The organism is Hyphomonas sp. (assembly GCF_040882205.1).
In the GTDB taxonomy this organism is placed as follows: domain Bacteria; phylum Pseudomonadota; class Alphaproteobacteria; order Caulobacterales; family Hyphomonadaceae; genus Hyphomonas.
This window is the reverse complement of record NZ_JBBEBT010000231.1, coordinates 1-19,329: the sequence shown is the minus strand read 5'-3', so window position 1 is coordinate 19,329 and position 19,329 is coordinate 1. Positions and strand designations below refer to the sequence as shown.

The 19,329-nt window shown below is 63.8% G+C and carries 20 protein-coding genes; 7 read left to right on the top strand and 13 right to left on the bottom strand.

The features are described from left to right. The 5 genes from WEA77_RS09875 to secF form a co-directional block, all read left to right on the top strand. Positions 1-165 (top strand): protein-L-isoaspartate O-methyltransferase (locus WEA77_RS09875; protein ID WP_368067708.1); only part of this gene is annotated, 165 nt, incomplete at its 5' end. Continuing rightward, positions 166-336 (top strand): hypothetical protein, encoded by a 171-nt coding sequence (locus WEA77_RS09870; RefSeq protein WP_368067707.1) that lies wholly within the window; start codon positions 166-168, stop codon positions 334-336. 87 nt (positions 337-423) lie between these two features. Beyond that, entirely contained in the window at positions 424-795 is a 372-nt protein-coding gene (gene yajC / locus WEA77_RS09865; RefSeq protein WP_368067706.1) for a preprotein translocase subunit YajC, read from the top strand. Positions 796-839: 44 nt separating this feature from the next. Further along, complete coding sequence (gene secD, locus WEA77_RS09860; protein WP_368067705.1) at positions 840-2,447, top strand: protein translocase subunit SecD; 1,608 nt, start codon at positions 840-842, stop codon at positions 2,445-2,447. A 20-nt stretch (positions 2,448-2,467) separates the two neighbouring features. After that, positions 2,468-3,460, top strand: a complete 993-nt coding sequence (gene secF, locus WEA77_RS09855; RefSeq protein WP_368067704.1) for a protein translocase subunit SecF — start codon at positions 2,468-2,470, stop codon at positions 3,458-3,460. Positions 3,461-3,569: 109 nt separating this feature from the next. Here the strand turns inward: secF and ychF are convergent, their stop codons facing one another. Then, positions 3,570-4,667: a redox-regulated ATPase YchF gene (gene ychF / locus WEA77_RS09850; protein ID WP_368067703.1), complete on the bottom strand. Its 1,098-nt coding sequence runs from the start codon at positions 4,665-4,667 to the stop codon at positions 3,570-3,572. A gap of 155 nt (positions 4,668-4,822) precedes the next feature. Between ychF and WEA77_RS09845 the strand changes: the two genes are divergently transcribed. Further along, a complete protein-coding gene (locus WEA77_RS09845; RefSeq protein ID WP_368067702.1) occupies positions 4,823-5,770 on the top strand; it encodes a TIR domain-containing protein in 948 nt (315 codons plus the stop codon). Positions 5,771-5,843: 73 nt separating this feature from the next. On the opposite strand, the gene WEA77_RS09840 is transcribed toward WEA77_RS09845, so the two are convergent. The 8 genes from WEA77_RS09840 to WEA77_RS09805 all read right to left on the bottom strand — a co-directional run bounded on the left by WEA77_RS09840 (position 5,844) and on the right by WEA77_RS09805 (position 13,377). Next, positions 5,844-6,413 (bottom strand): ATP F0F1 synthase subunit B, encoded by a 570-nt coding sequence (locus WEA77_RS09840; RefSeq protein ID WP_368067701.1) that lies wholly within the window; start codon positions 6,411-6,413, stop codon positions 5,844-5,846. After that, positions 6,410-6,961 carry a hypothetical protein gene (locus tag WEA77_RS09835; RefSeq protein ID WP_368067699.1) on the bottom strand — a complete coding sequence of 184 codons (552 nt, stop codon included), beginning with the start codon at positions 6,959-6,961 and terminating at the stop codon, positions 6,410-6,412. Before WEA77_RS09835 ends, WEA77_RS09840 begins: the two co-directional genes overlap by 4 nt. A gap of 28 nt (positions 6,962-6,989) precedes the next feature. Further along, a complete protein-coding gene (locus tag WEA77_RS09830; protein WP_291062620.1) occupies positions 6,990-7,226 on the bottom strand; it encodes a F0F1 ATP synthase subunit C in 237 nt (78 codons plus the stop codon). Between the two features lie 122 nt (positions 7,227-7,348). Further along, entirely contained in the window at positions 7,349-8,125 is a 777-nt protein-coding gene (locus tag WEA77_RS09825) for a F0F1 ATP synthase subunit A (RefSeq protein ID WP_368067698.1), read from the bottom strand. Continuing rightward, the gene (locus WEA77_RS09820) at positions 8,125-8,469 is read right to left on the bottom strand and encodes an AtpZ/AtpI family protein (protein WP_368067697.1); all 345 of its coding nucleotides are present in this window, start codon (positions 8,467-8,469) and stop codon (positions 8,125-8,127) included. The genes WEA77_RS09825 and WEA77_RS09820 overlap by 1 nt, the downstream gene beginning before the upstream one ends. Before the next feature lie 146 nt (positions 8,470-8,615). Then, entirely contained in the window at positions 8,616-12,077 is a 3,462-nt protein-coding gene (gene smc, locus WEA77_RS09815; protein WP_368067696.1) for a chromosome segregation protein SMC, read from the bottom strand. Between the two features lie 15 nt (positions 12,078-12,092). Further along, entirely contained in the window at positions 12,093-12,767 is a 675-nt protein-coding gene (locus WEA77_RS09810) for a thioredoxin domain-containing protein (protein WP_368067695.1), read from the bottom strand. Between the two features lie 70 nt (positions 12,768-12,837). Next, the gene (locus WEA77_RS09805; RefSeq protein ID WP_368067694.1) at positions 12,838-13,377 is read right to left on the bottom strand and encodes a DciA family protein; all 540 of its coding nucleotides are present in this window, start codon (positions 13,375-13,377) and stop codon (positions 12,838-12,840) included. A 72-nt stretch (positions 13,378-13,449) separates the two neighbouring features. Here WEA77_RS09805 and mutY point away from each other — a divergent pair, with 72 nt between their 5' ends. Then, complete coding sequence (gene mutY / locus WEA77_RS09800; protein ID WP_368067693.1) at positions 13,450-14,463, top strand: A/G-specific adenine glycosylase; 1,014 nt, start codon at positions 13,450-13,452, stop codon at positions 14,461-14,463. Here mutY and WEA77_RS09795 read toward each other — a convergent pair. The 4 genes from WEA77_RS09795 to WEA77_RS09780 all read right to left on the bottom strand — a co-directional run. After that, complete coding sequence (locus WEA77_RS09795) at positions 14,441-15,070, bottom strand: DUF1294 domain-containing protein (RefSeq protein ID WP_368067692.1); 630 nt, start codon at positions 15,068-15,070, stop codon at positions 14,441-14,443. The two genes, mutY and WEA77_RS09795, sit on opposite strands and share 23 nt — an antisense overlap. Further along, a protein-coding gene (gene prfB, locus WEA77_RS09790) for a peptide chain release factor 2 (protein ID WP_368067691.1) occupies positions 15,067-16,174 on the bottom strand; the annotation gives its coding sequence in 2 pieces (ribosomal slippage) (positions 15,067-16,104 and positions 16,106-16,174; 1,107 coding nt in all). Before prfB ends, WEA77_RS09795 begins: the two co-directional genes overlap by 4 nt. A 95-nt stretch (positions 16,175-16,269) precedes the next feature. Further along, entirely contained in the window at positions 16,270-18,870 is a 2,601-nt protein-coding gene (locus WEA77_RS09785; RefSeq protein WP_368067690.1) for a penicillin-binding protein 1A, read from the bottom strand. Between the two features lie 128 nt (positions 18,871-18,998). Next, positions 18,999-19,329 (bottom strand): tetratricopeptide repeat protein (locus tag WEA77_RS09780; RefSeq protein ID WP_368067689.1); only part of this gene is annotated, 331 nt, incomplete at its 5' end.

Genomic DNA, 19,329 nt, shown 5'->3' with positions numbered 1-19,329 from the left:
CATGTCTACGCAGTCGACCGCTATGCCCGCCTCGTGCGTGAAGGGCAGGCACGGCTGCAGAGACTGGGCATTGCGAATGTCACGGTCCGCCAGTCGGACGGTCTGGACGGCTGGCCGGAGCAGGGTCTGTTCGACCGGATCGTGTTTGCCTGCGCCGTGCCGTAATTGCCGGACCTGTTGCTCAGCCAGATGGTTCAGGGCGGCCGGCTGGCGGCCCCGGTGGCGCGCGGAAACGACCGGGCGATTGTATCGGTCGCGTTGGGCGGCGGGGTGCTGCGAACGCCCTTCTTCCAGCAGGTTCCGCCGCTCACGCAAGGCCGCGCGGCGGTGCTCTGAAGCCTGCAGGGGGCGTTTGCCAAGCCAGCCCCCCCTCGTTATACGCAGGCAACTTCCTACATATGGCTGGAATCAAGGAGAATGGGCATGCGGGACAAACTGGTTTTTGCGGGCGCCACCGCCCTTTTGATGGCCGCGCCGGCGCTCGCCCAGGCCGCGCCCGCCGCGGCTGGTCCGAGCCTGATCACACAGCTCCTGTTTTTCCTGCCGCTGATCCTCATCTTCTATTTTCTGCTGATCCGCCCGCAGCAGCAGCGCGCCAAGAAACACACCGAGATGATCAGCGCCATCAAGCGCGGCGACACGGTCGTCACGTCCGGCGGCCTGATTGGCAAGGTGAACAAGGTCAATGACGGCGAGATTTCGTTGGATCTCGCCGAAAACGTGCGCGTGCGCGTGATCAAGGCCATGGTTGTCGAAGTGCGCAACAAGGCCGAGCCCGTTCCCGCCAACGACTGACGGCGCCTGCCGCTCGTTGACCCGGCTCACATCAGGATAGCGCCATGCTTCAGTTTCCACCCTGGAAAGTCCTTCTCGTACTCGCGGTCATCGCCTGGGGTACGCTGCTGGCGCTTCCGAATGTCGTGAACATGTCCGGCGCCCCGGACTGGGTGGCGAAGAAGCCTGTCAACCTCGGCCTTGATCTTCAGGGCGGCGTTTATCTCGAAATGGAGATCCGTCCTGAGGAAGTGATCGGCGGGCGCCTTGAGGTGTTCGCACGCGACGTGCGCACCGCGCTCGCCCGTACCGACGCGCTTGCGCCCATCCACCACCTCGCCGAAGTGCGTGGACGCACCATGACAATCAAGCTGACCGGCGCCGATGCGTCGGGCAACTTCCCGGTCGAGGACGCGATTGCGCGGATCAACAGGTATAACGGCGCGCTGGAAGGCGGCATCGCCGGCGGGCGCACGTATGACCTGCGCCGCGCGGGTCCGGACACGGTTACGGTCTCCGTGCCGCCGAACTCCGAAAACCTGATGATGGCAGATGCCCTCACCAAGACCGAGACCATCGTGCGCCGCCGCGTGGATCCGGACGGCGTAGCCGAAATCGCGCTGTCACGTTCGGGTTCCAACCGCCTCGTGCTGGAAGCGCCCGGCGAGCCGGACCCGCAGCGCCTGAAAGACCTGCTGAACCGCGACGGCCGGATGACGTTCAACATTGTCGATGACAGCCCTTCGTCGATTGCGGCCGCAGAGGCCGGTGTGGTGAAGCCCGGCTACCGGCTGCTCTCCGGACCGACCACCGGGCCGCTGCTGGTCCGCTCGATCCCTGAAATTGTCGGCTCCGACATTGCCAATGCCAGCCAGGGAAATGACGACGCCAATCGGCCGCAGATCAACTTCCGACTCAACGGCAACGGCGCCCGCAAGTTCTTCGAAACCACCCGTGCCAATACCAACAAACGCTTTGCCATCATACTCGACGACGTGATCATGTCGGCGCCGAATATCCAGGAGCCGATCCCGGGCGGCAACGTGCGCATCACCGGCGACTTCACGATGACCGAGGCACAGGACCTTGCCGCGATTATCTCCGCAGGCGAAATGCCCGCCAAGGTGCAGTTCCTTGACCAGCGCGTCGTTTCGTCCACGCTCGGCGAGGATTCGATCCAGGCAGGCTATATGGCGGCAATTGTCGGCCTCCTGCTCGTCGGCTTCTTCATGGTCCTCGCCTATGGCATTCAGGGCGTGTTCGCGGTCGTCTCGCTGGCCGTCAACATCGTGCTGATCTTCTCCTGCCTTGCGATGTTCAACGCAACTCTGACACTGCCCGGCATAGCCGGCATCGTGCTGACCATCGGTATGGCGGTGGACGCAAACGTGCTGGTGTTCGAGCGGATACGCGAGGAGCAACACGCCGGCCGGTCGATCTGGACTTCCGTGCAGGCGGGCTACGAACGCGCCATCGTGACCATTATGGACGCCAACATCACCTCGCTCTTTTCCGCCCTCGTGCTCTACATCATGGGCACCGGGCCGGTGAAGGGATTTGCCGTCACGCTGGCACTCGGCATCATCACCTCTGTGTTCACCGCAGTGGTGCTGACCCGCATGCTGACGGTGTTCTGGATCAAGTTCGCCAAACCCAAGCGGTTCAACGTTTAAGCCGGCCGAGGACGCAAAAGATGCTGATCAAATACTGGCCGAAAACGACCAAGATCCCGTTCATGCGGTACCGCTTCTTTGGTGTTGCGATGTCGATCATCATGATCGTCGGATCGCTGACGTTGCTGGCGACGCGCGGGTTGAACATGGGCGTCGACTTTGCCGGTGGTTCGGTGGTCGAACTGCAGGAGACGGTCACTGTCACCGTGCCGCAAGTGCGCAGCAAGATTACAGGCGCGCTCACCGTGAACTCCGCGACCGGCAGCGACGGGGCGCGCCTCGTCGTGATCAGGTTCGGCGACCTGGACGAAACTCTGCTCGGTGCGGAGTTCCAGGCCCTGCCGGAAGAAGAAAAGGCAGAGCGCGCGTCGGCGGCATCTAACGTCTATGTTGTCGAGGAGCTGAAAAGGGTCTTCAACCTCGCGGACACCGACATCCTGCGAAACGACTCGGTCGGCCCGAAAGTCTCCGGCGAACTGTTCATCGAAGGCATGCTGGCGCTTGGCGTCGCGACCCTGATGATGATGTTCTACATCGCGTTCCGCTATAGCTGGTCCTATGCGTTCGCCGGCATTGCCTCGCTGGTGCATGACGGTATCGGCACGATGGGCCTCTTTTCCCTGCTGCAGCTGGAATTCAACCTGACAACCATCGCCGCCCTGCTCACCATTCTCGGCTATTCGATCAACGATAGCGTCGTGGTGTTCGACCGCGTGCGCGAGGTGCGCCGGAAGTACAAGCAGATGCCGAGCGTCGAGATTATCGACATTGCCACCAACGAGACCCTGTCGCGCACCTTCCTGACCATGGGCACAACCCTGGTCGCCGTGCTCTGCATCACGCTCTTCGGCGGTCCCGTGCTTCGCGACATGAGCATCGCCATGCTCTGGGGCATCTTCATCGGAACCTATTCATCGATCTTCTTCGCCTCGGCCATCATCATCTGGCTCGGCACAGACATCCGCAAACCCGGCGTCACCGACGACACCCCGGGCTTTGAGGGCGTATCTTAATCCAGCCTGGAGCGATGTCCGCTCAAGTGGGTACGGGTTGAGCGGAAAACATCGCGACAAAACAAAACTCCAGAGCCGGCGATCTGATTCCATCAGATCGCACCCGGCTCTAGACGTTGAAGCGGAAGAGCAGCACGTCGCCGTCCTGGACGACATATTCCTTGCCTTCGGAGCGCATCTTGCCGTTGTCCTTGGCGCCGACCTCGCCATTGAAAGCGATATAGTCGTCAAACGTTATGGTCTCGGCGCGGATGAAGCCTTTCTCGAAGTCACCGTGGATGACGCCGGCCGCTTTTGGCGCGGTCCAGCCCTTGCGGATGGTCCAGGCGCGCGCTTCCTTCGGGCCTGCGGTGAAGTAGGTCTGCAGGCCGAGCAGCAGATATCCTGCCTGGATAAGGCGGGTCAGGCCGGGCTCGGTGAGGCCGAGCGAGGTGAGATATTCGGCACGGTCAGCGCCGTCGAGCAGGGCCAGTTCACTTTCGATCTGGGCCGAGAACACGACGCAGCCGGCGCCTTCGATCTTCGCGCGCTCCTCCACCAGTTTCGAATAGGCATTGCCGTTCGCCGAGCTTGCTTCGTCGACATTTGCGACGAACAGAACCGGCTTCGACGTCAGCAGCTGCAGCATCTGCCAGGCCTTCATGTCATCAGCGGGCACCTTGGCCTTGCGGGCAGGGCGGCCTGCCGTCAGCTCGGCGAGGGCGAGGTCGATCAGGGAAACCTGTGCCTTCGCTTCCTTGTCGCCGGAGTTGGCTTTCTTGATCACGCCGGCCTTGCGCCTCTCGAGGCTGTCGAGATCGGCGAGCATCAGTTCGGTTTCGACGACTTCGAAATCCGCCACCGGATCAACCTTGCCGCGAACATGCGTGATGTCGTCATTATCGAAGCAGCGCAGCACATAGATGATCGCGTCGGTTTCGCGGATGTTGGCGAGGAACTTGTTGCCGAGGCCCTCACCCTGGCTTGCGCCTTCGACAAGGCCGGCGATGTCCACGAAGTTCATCCGCGCTGGCACGATTTCCTTCGAGGCGGCAACCTTCGCCAGCGCATCGAGGCGCGGCTCCGGCACGGCGACTTCGCCGACATTCGGCTCGATCGTGCAGAACGGATAGTTCGCGGCCTGTGCGGCGGCGGTCTGGGTTAATGCGTTGAAGAGGGTAGACTTGCCGACGTTCGGCAGACCCACGATTCCACACTTGAAGCCCATGACGCTTTACACTCCGGAATAGCTGAATGGGCGCATTAGCGCCTTTTGATGTGCGAAAACAGGCACAAAAATCGCTTCGCAGCTTAAATGGCTGGCTTGGCCGTGCCGCAGGGGTATTCTCCCGTGGTTAACCGTATCAGAAGGGTACACGCCCCATGAGTTATGACGTCTTCCTCGTGTCCGCGCTCGAAGACCTGGACACCGCCAAACTGGTGGCGCGGCGCCTGCGCGCGCTCAGGTTCAAGGTCTGGCTTGACCAGAAACAGGTCGACGAGACCTTCGATGCGAAAGATGCGCGCGATGCGATGAACTCGCAGTCGATGCTTGTGCTCTGGTCCGCCAGCGCCGTGAAAAGCGACTGGGTGCGCGCCGCTGCCGCAGTCGGCAATTCCCGCGCCGGCACGCTGATCGAAGCTGCCCTCGACAAGACCATTCCCTACGAACCCTTCCGCACCCACAAGCGCTTTACGCTCGACGGGCTGACCTCGCGCAAGTCGCCGCCTGCCTTCGCGGATCTGATCGACGAGCTCGGCCGCCGCCAGGGCCGCAGCGACCTGCGCGAATGGAATGCCTTCGGCGCGCAGGACGAAGACAAGCGCCTCGACTGGCTCGCCGCCCATCCGAATGACCCTCTGGCGCTGAACGCCAGAAAGAAGCGCGATAAGGATCTCGGCATCAAGCCGGCACCGGCGCGCGAAGCCATCGGCGCCGCGGCTCTGGCTGCCGCCTCGCTGCGCGGAACGCTGTCTGCGGTGGCGCCCGCTGCCAATGTGCTCAGCCTGGCGCGAACGAACGGCGCCGCGCCGCTCGCCTCGAACGGCGCGATTGCGTCCGCGACACTGGCCGACGACGCGCTCGGCTTCGGCACAATGATGGCGGTCGGTGCGGCGATTGCTGCTATGCTGATCCTCGCCTGGGTCTTCCGCTCGCAGCCGGCCTCGATGGCGCCCGGCGCCATGCCGGCGATTGCCAATGCCAGCATGCCGGTAGCCTGCCCGGCGGGCACGGTGGCCCGGTCCATGCTTCGGGTTATTGAGCCGGGACCGATCATTGACGACACGCAGCCGCAGATCATCGACGACACCGCCGATCAGCCGGGCTGAGCCTTTATCCGGACAAGAAAAAAGCCGCCGGAAATCCCGGCGGCTTTTTTTGATTCAGGCCATGCTCCGAAGTCTATTTCAGGGCTTTCTCGATCTCGCGGGCCGCGGCTTCGAACTGGTCGACGCCGGTCTGCTCGGCCATGACGCGGCGGGCCGCTTCGGTGGCCGCGTCGGCAGCCGCGCGGCGCACTTCGCTGGCGGCTTCGGCTTCCGCCCCGGCGATCCGGGCGGTGGCCTGCGCTTCGCGGCGGGCGATCTTGTCGGCGAGGTCTTTCCTGGCTTCCTCGAGGAAGGCTTTTGCGTCGAGCCTTGCCTGATCGATGATCGCTTCGGCTTCCTTGTCGGCGTCCTGCTGGCGGCGCTCGGCGAGAGCAAGGGCTTCCGCCGCCTGTTCGCGCAGGTTTGCGGCCTGACCGAGTTCTGCCTTGATCGCGCTGGCGCGGTTGTCGAGGCCGCCTAGAACGGCCTTGAATGCGCCCATGCGCCAGACGATCGCGAAGAAGATCACGATACCGATCATCACGAGGTGCGTGACGGTATCGGTGAACGGCGTCAGCAGCGTGTCTTCGCCTTCGGTCGCGGCGAGCGCGGCCGGCGCGAGCACCAGAACTGAAGCAAGCGAAGCGAGCGCGTGGCGGATCATGCGCGTTTCTCCAGAGCGGCCGTAACCGCCCTTTTTACTTCGGCCTTCGAGGCTTTCACGCCGAGGCGCGCGGTCATCGCTTCAGCTGCCTCGATCGCGATCTGCTCGACATTTTTCATCGCATCTGCCCGCAGCTTGGAGATGCGGCCTTCGGCGGCTTCAAGCTTGCGGGCGAGGTCAGCATCAACCCGCGAGGTTTCTGCGGCGAGTTCTGCCTCGGTCTTTTCGCGGGCCTTGTCAGCCGTTTCGCGGGCCTTCGACCGGGCCTGGGCCAGACGCAGCTCAAGCGCTTTCTGCGCTTCAACTGACTGGTTGTTCAGGCGGGCGGCCTCGTCGAGGTCCGACGCGATACGGTTCGAGCGCTTCTCCAGCGTATCGCTCAGCTTCGGCAAAATAAAGCGGGCGAGGGCGAAGTAGAGCCCCAGGAAGAAGACGGCGAGCCAGAACAGCTGCGAGGCAAACCAAGTCGGATCGAACGCCGGGAAGGGCGCCTTTACGGCCTCGCCGCCATGGGCAGCGGATTCTGCGAGAAATGCCAGCAAGCTCATGGCGTGCCCAGCTCCTTACCTGTCGCTCTTAGGCAGCGAACAGGATCAGCATCGAGATAACGAACGCGAAAAGGCCGAGGGCCTCTGCGAGCGCCATACCGAGGAAGAGGTTGCCCGACTGCTGCGGGGCGGCCGAGGGGTTGCGCATCGCGGCGTCGAGGAACGAGCCGAAGATGTTACCCACGCCGATTGCGGCGCCGATCATGCCGAGCGTGGCGAGGCCAGCGCCGACGTACCGCAGACCTTCGGTGATATTGCCTTCCATGGGAGTCTCCTGTTGGAAAAATGTGGATTCTGGTTCAGTGGCGCCCGTCAAGCGTGTTCCACTGGAACCGTCAAGGGGCAGGACTTGGCGCGTTTGGACGCACCGGCGAAAGCTGTCTCCCGTCAGTGATGCGGGTGGATGGCGTCTTTGAGATAAACGCAGGTCAGCAGGGCAAACACATAGGCCTGCAGGAACGCCACGAGGAACTCGAGCGCGGTAATCGGGATCAGCAGCAAGTAAGGCACCCAGGAGGCCCAGGCGAAGCCGGCGCCGGCCAGCATGACCACGAAGATTGCCAGCAGTTTCAGCATGATATGGCCGGCCAGCATGTTGGCAAACAGACGCATGCCGAGGGTGATCGGACGGGCCAGGAAGGAGATGATCTCGATCGGCACAAGGAAGAACATGACCGGCAGCGGTACGCCGTGCGGGGCGAAGAGGCCGAAGAAGCCAAGGCCGTTCTTGTAGATGCCGTAGCCGACGACAATCAGGATCACCACGACGGCCAGGGCGCCGGTCACGGCGATATGGCTGGTGGTAGTGAAGGCGTAGGGGAACATGCCGACGATGTTGGCGCCGAGGATGAAGAAGAACAGCGTGAAGACGAACGGGAAGAACTTCAGGCCTTCCTCACCGGCGGTCGAGCGGACCATGTCCGCTATGAAGCCATAGGACAGCTCGCCCAGCGACTGTATGCGGTTGGGGATCAGGCCGCCGCGCGAGGCTGCGACGCCAAGGAAGGCGAGAACGAGGCCCGTCGAGACGAGCATCCAGAAGCTCGAATTGGTGAAGGACAGGTTGTAGCCGCCCGCCGTCCACTCCAGCAGCGGGAATATCTTGAACTGGTGAATCGGGTCCGTCGCGATGCTCGGGAGGAAACCTTGAAGGGGCAGGTTCATCAGGTGGTCTCGTCTGGCGGTTTGGGCGTTTCGGCCGATTTCATTGCGTCTTCGGACAGCTGCTTCGCCGCCCGCATGAGGTTGCGGAGACCCGCCGCCATGCCAAATCCCATCATCACGAGCAAGCCCCAGGGCGAGGTCTTCGCGAAATGGTCAATCAGCAGGCCCAGTCCGACACCCACGACAACAGATGCAACCAGCTCCGAACTATAGCGCAAGGCCATGCCCGTCGGCGTGTTGACAGTGTTCTTCCGTTGGCGTTCGGCCCGGTTCGCCCGTTCCTCTCGTATGGCCTGAGCCTTCGCGATGCGTTCGGAAAGATCCGAGGGATCTGGTCCGGACATCAGAAGGCTCCTGCCAACGATCGAGGGACAACGTGCACCACCCCGTCAAATTTCGCGCAAACTATGAGGGCCAACCTGCCAAGTCAACGAGATTTCCTGCAAGTGATCGCCTTGTTTTTATTAAACTAAGTGCGCGGGCGGCTGCGCTACTCCGCCGCAACGAGGCGCTCGGCCGCGGCGAGGTCCACGGAAACCAGTTTCGAGATGCCCTTTTCGCGCATGGTGACGCCGAAAAGCCGGTCCATCCGGCTCATGGTGACCGGATTGTGCGTTATAATAACAAACCTGGTGTCGGTGCGCTGGCGCATTTCGTTCAGCATGTTGCAGAACCGGTCGACGTTGGCGTCATCGAGAGGCGCGTCCACCTCGTCCAGCACGCAGATCGGCGCGGGGCGCGACAGGAACACGGCAAAGATCAGCGCCGAAGCGGTAAGCGCCTGCTCGCCGCCGGACATCAGGTTCAGTGTGCCAAGCTTTTTGCCGGGCGGCTGGGCAAAGATCTCGAGCCCGGCGTTCAGCGGGTCTTCGGCATCAACAAGGCGCAGCTCTGCCTGCCCACCGGCAAACAGCGCCACGAACAGCGCCTTGAAGTGTGTGTTGACAGCCTCGAAGGCCTCCATAAGGCGCTGGCGGCCTTCGACGTTCAGGGCTTCGACGCCTTCGCGAAGCTTGGTGATGGCGGCAGTGAGATCATCACGCTCTGCGATCTGGTTGCCAAGGCGCGAACCGAGTTCTTCGGCCTCTTCTTCAGCATTCATGTTTACGCCGCCCAGCTGGTCGCGCTCGCGGCGCAGGCCATCGAGCCGGGCTTCGGCCTCACGGGGCGTGAAGGCGCCAAGCGTGTCCTCTTCGAGACCGGCTTCAGCAATCGCCAGCAAGCCTTCCGGCGTGCGCTGGAAAGCATGGCGGGCGTGTTCGATGCTTTCGGCGAGTTTCGCTTCAGCATTCTCGAGCTTGACGCTCCAGGCGGCGAGTTGTTCGCGCGCTTCAGCCGCCGCAATGGCGGCGCGGCGGGCGGCGCTGTCAGCCTCTCGGATCGCGGTTTCCTTTTGGGCGAGCGTGTCGGCAGCGGCCTGACGCCCGGCCTCCAGCTGCTCGGTCTCGGCGGCGAGGCCGTCGATTTCAGCGCGGAGGGTTTCGGGCCTTTCGCGCGAGGTCTGCACCGATGCGGCCACATCGGCGCGGCGCTGCGCCAGCTGGGTCAGCCGCGCGTCGGCGGAGGCCAGCCGGGCCGTCCATGCTTCCACATCACGGGCGAGCGCGCCGCCGCGGGCGACGGCTTGTTCGCGGCCGCGTAACAGGTCAGCCAGCTGTCCGCGCGCTTCTGTTTCGCCGGCGCGGGCGGCGCTCAGCACGTCGCGTGCCTCTAACAGGGCCGCTTCGAGTTCAGCGTCTTCGCCGGCGCCCGCGCCCGGCACGGCGAGGGCGAGCATCTCGGCAATCGCCGACAGGTCCAATTCAGCGCGGGCCAGGGCTTCGGTGCCGGCTTCGCGTTTCAGCATCGTGCGTTCATTGGCCTGGGTAGCTTCGATCGCAGCGGCGCGGGCATAGGTCAGTGTGCGTTGGGCCGGGGCAATGAACTGGCGCAGGTGGCGCAGGTTCTCTTCCGCCGCGAGGCGCGCCTTGCAGGCGGCGTCGAAATTGCCGGCGAGTTCATCGCGCTCGGTCTGACGTGTTGTCAGTTCGGCCTGCGCCGCTTCGATGCGGGCCTTTTGTTCAAGACGGGTCGCAGCGCTGACGGGCGCGTCCGGCGTGCGGATGAAGCCGTCCCAGCGCCAGAGATGCCCGTCGCGGGAGACGAGACGCTGGCCGGGCCTCAGGCTGGTGAAAAGGCGCGCGCCCTCGGCCGGAGAGACAAGGCCGCATTGGGACAGCCGCGCGGCAAGTTCACCGGGAGCGTCCACGTATTGCGTGAGGGGCGCGGCGCCATCCGGCAGGCTTTGCGCGGTCAGCGCAGCGCCGCTCCAGAACAGGGCAGTGCTGCGATCGGTCGAGGCTTCGATATCGTCGCCAAGGGCCGCCGCGACCGCCTTCTCGTATCCGTCGCGAATGCGCAGGCTGTCGAGCACCGGCGGCGCCTCGGTCGCATCTGTCCGGCGCATCAGGCGCGTCAGACCCGCGATCTCGGCTTCCAGCACGCGGACGGCATGGTTTGCCGCATCGAACGGCGGTTGAGCCTCACCCTCGGCAACCCGGCCCCGGGCGAGATCGGCCTCGGCGAGTTCCACGGCGCGCTCGGCGTCACCCAGTGCAATCTCGGCCTCGGCTTCGGCATTCCTGGCCTGGCGCAGACGCAACAGGTTGATCCCGGCATCTTCCAGCCCGGTCATCTCGGTGCGCAGGCGTTCGGTTTCGGTAGTCAGCTGGTCTTTGCGGCGCAACTGAGCGGCGACGGTCTCTTCGGCGGCGCGCAGGCGGGCACGCAGTTCCGACAACCGCTGCTGCGCCGTATCGGCGGCGCGTTCGGCCGCGGCGAGGCGCAGGCGAGCAGCCTCCAGTCCGGCGCGAGCGTCTTCATCAAGGCGGGCCGACAGGGCAGTGTCTTCTTCCGGCAGACCGGAGAGTTCGTCCTGCGCCTGGACGAGGGCGGCGCCAGCTTCTTCCCGCGTCGTCGTTTCCCGGTTGAAGTCGATCGACAGGCGCAGCGATTCGGCTTCAAGCCGCGCATGCGAATCGGCTGCGATCCGGCGCTCGGTTTCCAGTTTCGCCAGCGTGATCCGCGCTGAGCCCAGACGGGCAGCGGCGCTCATCTCATCATCGCGGAGCGACGCAAGACCCTCACCGGCCTTGATTCGCTCCTTTTCGCGCATCGCGTCTTCGCGGGAGAGGTCATCCACCTGCCGCTTCAGGGATTGCAGCTGCGCGCGCGCGGTTTCGGCGGCGACACGTGCCTCGACCCAGCGCAGGTGCGCCGCAAGCGCGCCGAGCGCCTGGATTTCTTCGGTCAGCGTCCGGTAGCGCCTCGCCTTCGACGCCTGCCGTTTCAGGCTCGCCAGCTGGCGCTCCACTTCGGCAGAAACTTCCGCGAGCCGTTGCAGATTTGCCCCGGCGCCGTCGAGCTTCAGTTCGGCTTCATGGCGGCGGCTGTTCAGGCCCGCAATGCCGGCTGCCTCTTCAAGGATGCGGCGGCGGTTCTGGGGCTTGGAGCCGATTAGCTCGGAAATCTGCCCCTGCCGCACGAGTGCGGGGGAGTTCGCGCCGGTGGAGGCATCGGCGAACAGAAGCTGGATGTCCTTGCCGCGCACGGTGCGCCCATTGATCCGGTAACTTGAGCCAGCGCCCCGCCGCAGCTTGCGCTCGACTTCCAGCTGGTCGGCGCCGTTGAACTCCGGCGGGGCGGTGCGTTTCGAATTATCCAGGACGAGGATCACCTCCGCCGTCTCGCGGGCGGGCCGGCCCTCGGCGCCGTTGAAGATCAGGTCGTCCATCTCGCCGCCGCGCATGGCCTTGGCGGAGTTGGCGCCCATCGCCCAGCGAAGCGCTTCCAGCAGGTTAGACTTGCCGCAGCCGTTCGGGCCGACAATGCCTGTCAGTCCCGGTGCAATCGGGACCGTCTGCGGGTCTACGAACGACTTGAAGCCGGCAATGCGGAGTTCAGTGATCTGCATCCCGGCGCCTCATCCTCACGGCACGCCCTTTTCGGCGAGCAGGGCGTCGAGCTGTTTCGAGAAGCCCTCGGCGGTGCGATAATCACCTTCGAAATTGCGGACCTTGCCATCGACCACGAAGGTCGGCGTGCCGTTGACGCCGAATTCCTCAGCGGAGGCATAAACGTCAGCGAGGGCGTTGCGGATCTCGGCATTCGAGAGGCAGGCGTCGAGCGCTTCCATATCGGCGATGCCGTATTGCTGGCCGATGGTCAGCAGCGCGGTCTTGGCGACGCTGTTCTGGGCGGCCTGGATGATGCCTGCCTGACGCTCGAACAGGTCGTTTATAACGTCGAAATAATTCGCCGGGTCCACGCAGCGCGCCATCGAATAGGCGGCAATGTCGATCTGGTTCAGCGGGTATTCGCGGTAGACGAACTTTACCTTTCCGGTCGCGACATATTTCTCCTGGATCGTCGGCTCGACCTCGTCATGCCAGTATTTGCAGGCGCCGCAGGTGGGCGAGGCATATTCGATCAGTGTGATCGGTGCGTTTGGATCGCCTTTTACGTGACCGAGTTCGCCCGATTGCGTCGTCGCACCGCCGCCTGCTGGCTGGGGGGAGACGGCGCCGTCGCTGGCTGCGCCGCAGGCAACAACTGCCAGTACGGGAAGAGCCAGAAGGGCAAAACGCCGGGAAAGTGCTGCCATGGTCATAAGCCTCGCGTTAAGGAATGAGTCGCACCGGTTGCCAAATGGTTAAGGAATCCGGCCCGGCTGTTTACGGGTCTGCCGTTAGCACAGCCTTGCCCAGCGCAACAATTGCCGCGCGCAGGCGCGGGTTTTCAATTTGTCGTGCGCCGGCGTCCAGCATCGCGGCCTCTTCCGGCGTCAGCTGCCGCGCCCTGGGCCGATAGGCGAGGGTTTCGGCGCCGCGCTGGAGGGTGCCCTGCACAATGCGGATTGCTGTGATGTCGCCGCCGGCAGCGACCGAGACACGCTGGCGAATCGTCTCCGACTGGTGCTGAACCAGCGGAGCGGCCTGCGGGATGACCCGCAGCGTCAGGATGCGGCCATCCCTGGAGGCGCTGATCTTTTCCGGGTGGGAGAACTTGTAGAGCTGTTCGCCCGCAATCTCGCGCCATCGCGCTTGCAGCAGCTTCAGCGGCGGCAACTTTGCCGAGCCGGATTTGCGGCTGACCCGGTCCGCCGAGATTGCCACCGCCTTCATCGGCGGACGCAGCGCCCGGGCCCGTGAATAGCGCAGCTTGACCAGCGCGCGCGCTTCTTCCAGCGGATCGAGGGTTGATCTTGTGACCATGATCGCAAATCTGCACGGCTTCTGAGGCGAGGGAAAGGCAAGCGCGCAAAAAGTGAACACCCGCTTGCCGGAATGGTGCCGGCTCTGCTGACCTGGTTTGGCCGGTCGGCCCGCATCTTGCCATGGCGCGAGGCGCAGGGCGTGCGGCGTGATCCCTACCGGGTCTGGCTGTCCGAGATCATGCTGCAGCAGACTACTGTGCCGCATGCCGCGCCTTACTTCGCCGCCTTCACGTCGCGCTGGCCAACGGTCGCAGCGCTGGCCGCCGCACGGGATGAAGACGTGATGCAGGCCTGGGCGGGGCTCGGTTACTATGCCCGGGCGAGGAACCTGCTCAAATGCGCCCGCGAAGTGGCCGCGCGGGGCGCCTTTCCGGAGAGCGAAACGGAGCTGCGCACCTTACCGGGGATCGGTCCGTACACAGCGGGCGCCGTCGCGGCGCTGGCTTTTGGCGAACGCACACCGGCAGTGGACGGCAATGCCGAGCGCGTCTTTGCGCGCCTCCTCGCGCTAAAGGAAGACTGGGCGGCGGCGAAGAAACGCATCGCCCTGCTGGCGCGCGAGCTCGTGCCCGCAGACCGGCCGGGTGCATTTGCCGAGGCGCTGATGGACCTTGGCGCGACAGTCTGCACACCAAAGAAACCGAACTGCGCGGTTTGTCCGTTGACAGCGCTTTGCGCCGCACGCGCAGAGGGCGATCCTGAACATTATCCGCTTAAGCCGGCAAAGGCGGCGCGCCCTGTGCGTTACGGAAGGGCTTATGTCCTGCGCCGGACGGGACATGTCTGGCTGCTGCGGCGGGCGCCCTCGGGCCTGCTCGGCGGGATGCTGGCGCTGCCCTCGTCAGACTGGCGCGAGGCACGTGAAGGGTGTGAACCGCCGCTCGGCGCCGCATGGGAGCGGCTCGGCGAAGTGCGCCATGTCTTCACACATTTCAACCTGCATCTCGAAGTTCTGGCAGCCGAGACGACCGACGCGGGCTTGCCGGAAGGGTTCTGGGTTTCAGCGGATGACCTGACGGGCCTGCCGAGCGTGTTCGCCAAGGCCGTCGCCCTCGCGGGCCTCAGCGCGCGGCGAAAACGTTGATCTGAACGAATGCCGCCATGTTGATCGCGACGCTCATCCAGAACAGTGTACGGAAGGTCTTCTTCTGCGTCTTGTGACGGAACACTTCCTGCCCCAGGATGCCGCCGGGCCAGCCGCCGACAAGGCCGATCAGCAGCAGGATGGTTTCGGAAACGCGCCATTGCCTGTGGCTCGCGGCGAGCTTGTCGAGGCCGTAACCTGCAAAGCAGGCAACGCTCGCCGCGCCGTAGATAATAAGCCAGTTGGACGAGACCCCCTGCACGAAATTGATTGCCAGAATGATGAACAGGAAAGCTGGGATGACCATCATGCGCGGGCCGCGCTGCAGAACCTGCGACAGCAGACTCGGGCCTGCCTTCGCGGTTACAGGCGCGGCGACAGAGGTAACACGTTTTGCCTTCGGCCGGCCATCCTTACCGAGGTCGAGGTCAAATTCGTATTCCAGCCCGATTTCTATGTGCCGGCCTTCCTTGGCGAAGGCGCTGGCGTGCACGAACACATCCTGCCCACCGCCATCTGGCGCAATGAAGCCGAAGCCGCGTTCGTCATTCCAGCTTACAAGGCGCCCTTTCGAGCGGGCCGCCAAAGGAGAGGGCGCCGCAGTCACGATGCACCCTCTCGCGCTACCGAAGCGGCCAGGGAGGCCGACAGGAACCGGTCTATATCACCGCCGAGCACGCCATCAGTGTCCGAAGTTTCGACATCCGTGCGCAGATCCTTCACCATCTGGTAGGGCTGTAACACGTAGGAGCGGATCTGGTGTCCGAACCCTATGGCACTCTTGTCCGCATACTGAGCATCCGCGACCGATTTGCGCTTCTGAAGCTCGATTTCGTAGAGCTTGGAGCGCAGCATCTTCCAGGCCTCGTCGCGGTTCTGATGCTGCGAGCGGCCCATCTGGCAAGAGACAACGGTGTTGGTCGGAATGTGCGTCAGGCGCACGGCCGAGTCTGTCTTGTTGATGTGCTGGCCGCCGGCGCCCGAGGCGCGATACGTGTCGGTGCGCACGTCGGACGGATTGATCTCGATTTCGATGTTGTCGTCGATCACCGGCGTCACACTGACCGATGAGAAGGACGTGTGGCGGCGCGCCGAGGAGTCAAACGGTGAAATGCGAACGAGCCGGTGCACACCGGTTTCAGACTTCAGCCAGCCATAGGCATTTTCGCCCTTGATCTGGATGGTGGCGGACTTGATGCCGGCTTCCTCGCCTTCGCGCTCGTCGAGCGCCTCGACCGAATAGCCATGCTTCTCTGCCCAGCGCACGTACATTCGGCGCAGGATGGAGGCCCAATCCTGGCTTTCCGTGCCGCCTTCACCGGCGTTGACCTGAAGGTAGCAGTCATTGCCATCCGCCTCGCCCGAAAGGAGCGCGGCGAGTTCGGCTTTCTGAGATTTCTCCGCAGACCGGGCGAGCGAGGCCTGGATATCGGCCAGCATGGCGGCGTCACCTTCGGCAAGTTCCAGCAGTTCCGGCGCGTCGGTGATTTCCTTCTCCAGCGCTTCAACCGTTGCGATTGCGTCCGTCAGTTTCTGGCGCTCGCGCATCAGTTTCTGCGCTTCTGCCGGATCGTTCCAGAAGTCAGGACGTTCCGAAAGCGCGGTCAGTTCATCGAGGCGTTTTGTGGCTGTATCCCAGTCAAAGACGCCTCCGTAGCAAGGCGGAGGACTGGCGGATCTGGTCAATCAGTGATCGAATTTCGGCGGACATGAATACGCATCCTTCAACTTAAGGGAAATGGGTCTGGCAAGGCCTATAACGCGCTGCGCGGCGCGGTCAAAGCGCTGTATTCACGCCGGACCGCGTCAGAAAATACCGTCGAGGATCTCGTCCGCGGCGTCTTCCCGATCGGCGCCGTCCGGAACCGGGCCATCGGTCTGCGTCCCGTCTCCACACGAGCCGGAAATCGACAGGCAGTCTTCCTGTCCGACGAACACGTTAAGGCCGGGTTCGGTGCCGGGCCGGAAGGCTTCATCGATCACGCCTGCGCCGCCGCCGGGCGCGGGCGCGCCGGTGGCGGCGTTAACTTTCACGAGGCGCACGCCGGGCGGTATCCGGAACGGAGTGGCCGGTTCTTTCTCCAACGCCTTTTCCATGAAGTCGGTGAAGATGGGCGCGGCGAGTGAACCGCCGGCCTCGCCTTCGCCGAGCGAACGGTTATCATCGAAGCCTATCCGCACGCCGACCACGAGATCCGGTGAGAAGCCGACGAAGATCGCGTCACGGTAATCATCGGTCGTGCCGGTCTTGCCGGCGAGCGGCTTGCCGACGCGCAGGGCACGCCGGCCCGTTCCGCGCTCGACGACGCCCTCCATCATGTGGGTGACCTGATAGGCAACAATAGGGTCGAGCACCTGGTCGCGGTTGTCGGGCAGGACCGGCGGCTCTTCGCCGTTCCAGTCGTCAGCGGTGCAGCCTTCGCAGGCACGCTGGTCATTGCGGTAGAGCGTGCGGCCATAGCGGTCCTGCACGCGGTCGAGCAGCGTCGGTGTGACCTTCTTGCCGCCGTTCACAAAGGCTGCGTAGCCGCGCACCAGGTTGATCAGTTCCGTATCACCGGCGCCGAGCGACATAGCGGCATAGGGCGGCAGCTTTTCATAGACGCCGACCCGCTCTGCGAGGCTGGAGACAGACTCCATTCCGATGTCCTGCGCCACGCGGGCAGTCACCTGGTTCAGGGACTTCTCGAGTGCCACACGCAAGGTCACCATCCCATAGGACTGGCCTGCCGTGTAGTTCTTCGGAGCCCAGTATTTCTTGGTCGAGACGTCATACGACACGAACGGCGCATCCAGCATACGGCTCGCGGGCGTGTAGCCCTTTTCGAGCGCGGCGGCATAGACAAAGGCCTTGAAGCTGGAGCCCGGCTGCCGCTTGGCCTGCGTTGCGCGGTTGAAGCTCGACTTGAAGAAAGAATAGCCGCCCTGCATTGCCAGCACGCGGCCCGAGTGCGGGTCGAGCGCGATCAGCGAGCCGTCGACTTCCGGAACCTGACGCAGCGTGGCGTTGCCGACCGGCATCATCAGCGGTTCAGCGGGCGGGCCAGCAATCGGCTTGCCATCCGGATCGAGTTTCACGTCTTCATCCACAACCGGCGAGTCAGCCTCGGTCGACTTCTGGGCCTCACGCTTGAACTCGGCCAGGATGACATGGCCAACTTTCAAGCCGGCCTTGCCGCCATCGGGCCTGTAAGTCTGCGCCCATTTTATCTCGTCGGATGGCAGCTTGATCGTCGCGCCATCGGTCAGCAGCAGTTCTGCAGACCTGGCGCTCAGCTTGGTAACCAGCGCAGCTTCCCAGGTGCCGTAACCGCCCGGCAGCTTGACCGCCTTGAGGGCTTCGGCGGAAGCGTCATCTGCCGGCAACGTCGTGATCGGCCCGCGCCAGCCATGTCGGCGGTCGTAGGCAATCAGACCGGTCTGCAAGGCCGCCTGCGCGGCCAGCTGGAGGCGCGTGTCGATGGTCGAGCGGATCGACAGACCGCCCTGTTCCAGCGTGTCTTCGCCATAGGTCTTGATCAGGTCGCGGCGCAGCTCCTGCACGAAGTAGGTCGTGGAGGCATATTCCGGCCCGCGAAGGCGTTTGGTGGTGGTCAGCGGCATAGCCTTGGCGGCGTCGGCTTCATCCCGTGTGATGTAGCCATCCTCGACCATCCGGCCGAGCACATAGTTGCGGCGCACCAGCAGGCGGTCGGGGTTCGTGTACGGGTTCACGGCCGAAGGCAGCTGCGCCAGCGACGCGAGGATCGCGGCTTCCGAAAGGTCGAGTTCCGACAGCGACTTGTTGAAATAGTTCAGCGCGGCCGAAGCGACGCCATAGGACTGCCCGCCCAGATAGATCTCGTTTAGGTAAAGCTCGAGGATCTGGCCCTTGGAGAATTCCTTCTCCATCCGCTGCGCGACGATCGCTTCCTTGGCCTTGCGCTCGATGTTCTGGTCGCGCGTCAGCAGCATGTTCTTGGCCACCTGCTGCGTGATGGTGGAGCCACCCTGCAGGCCGCCGTCGCCGGTGATCTTATTCTTTGCCGTGTTCACGCCGGCCCGTGCCATGCCGGTATAGTCGAGACCGTCATGGGTGAAGAAGTTCTTATCCTCAGCCGCGACGAAAGCCTGAATGACGTATTCCGGGATCGACTCATAGGGCACGAAGACCCGGTGCTGGTCAGCAAACTCCGCGATCAGCGTGCCGTCGCCGGCATGCACGCGCGAGGTGATCGGCGGTTCGTACTGTTTCAGTTTCTCAATCGAAGGTACATCCCGGCCCAGCGCCGCGAAGTAGGCCCAGACTGCGATCAGCGCGACCACGCCCAGCGCGAACAGGACTACGGCGATCCGCCGGGCCCATTTCAGGTGGCCGGAATACTTGTCCAGGGTCGCGCGGAAGGTCGGAGGAGGCGCATCAGTCATCAACTATACCTGTGCTGTGATTCGACGGCCATTAGCCATGATCGCCCGTAACGGCGGTGCATGCGCAGGCCTCGCATGCGTTTCCGGCGATACTATGGCGCGGCTGCGGCCTGCAAAAGAGAGCAGTGTCAGATGTCCCTGCGCTCGATCTCGAGATCTTCGAGCGAAATCTCGGGCAAAGGGCGCTTTTCCGGCGGCGGGCCGCTGATCCCGTCCTTCAGCTTTGCGGCGATGCGTTCGCGCTCAGCATTGGGCGGATAATTGTCGAGCGCGATTTCCCAGGCCGTGCGGGCCTCGTCCTTGCGGTCGAGGTGCCAGTAGATGTCGCCGAGATGGTCCTCGATCTCCCAGTGGCTCTGGGGCGAAAGCTCCTTGCGGGCGCCTTCGATCAGGCCCTTGGCGCGCTCGAGATCGCCTAGCTGGTAGAGCGACCAGCCGAAAGAATCCGCAATGTAGGGG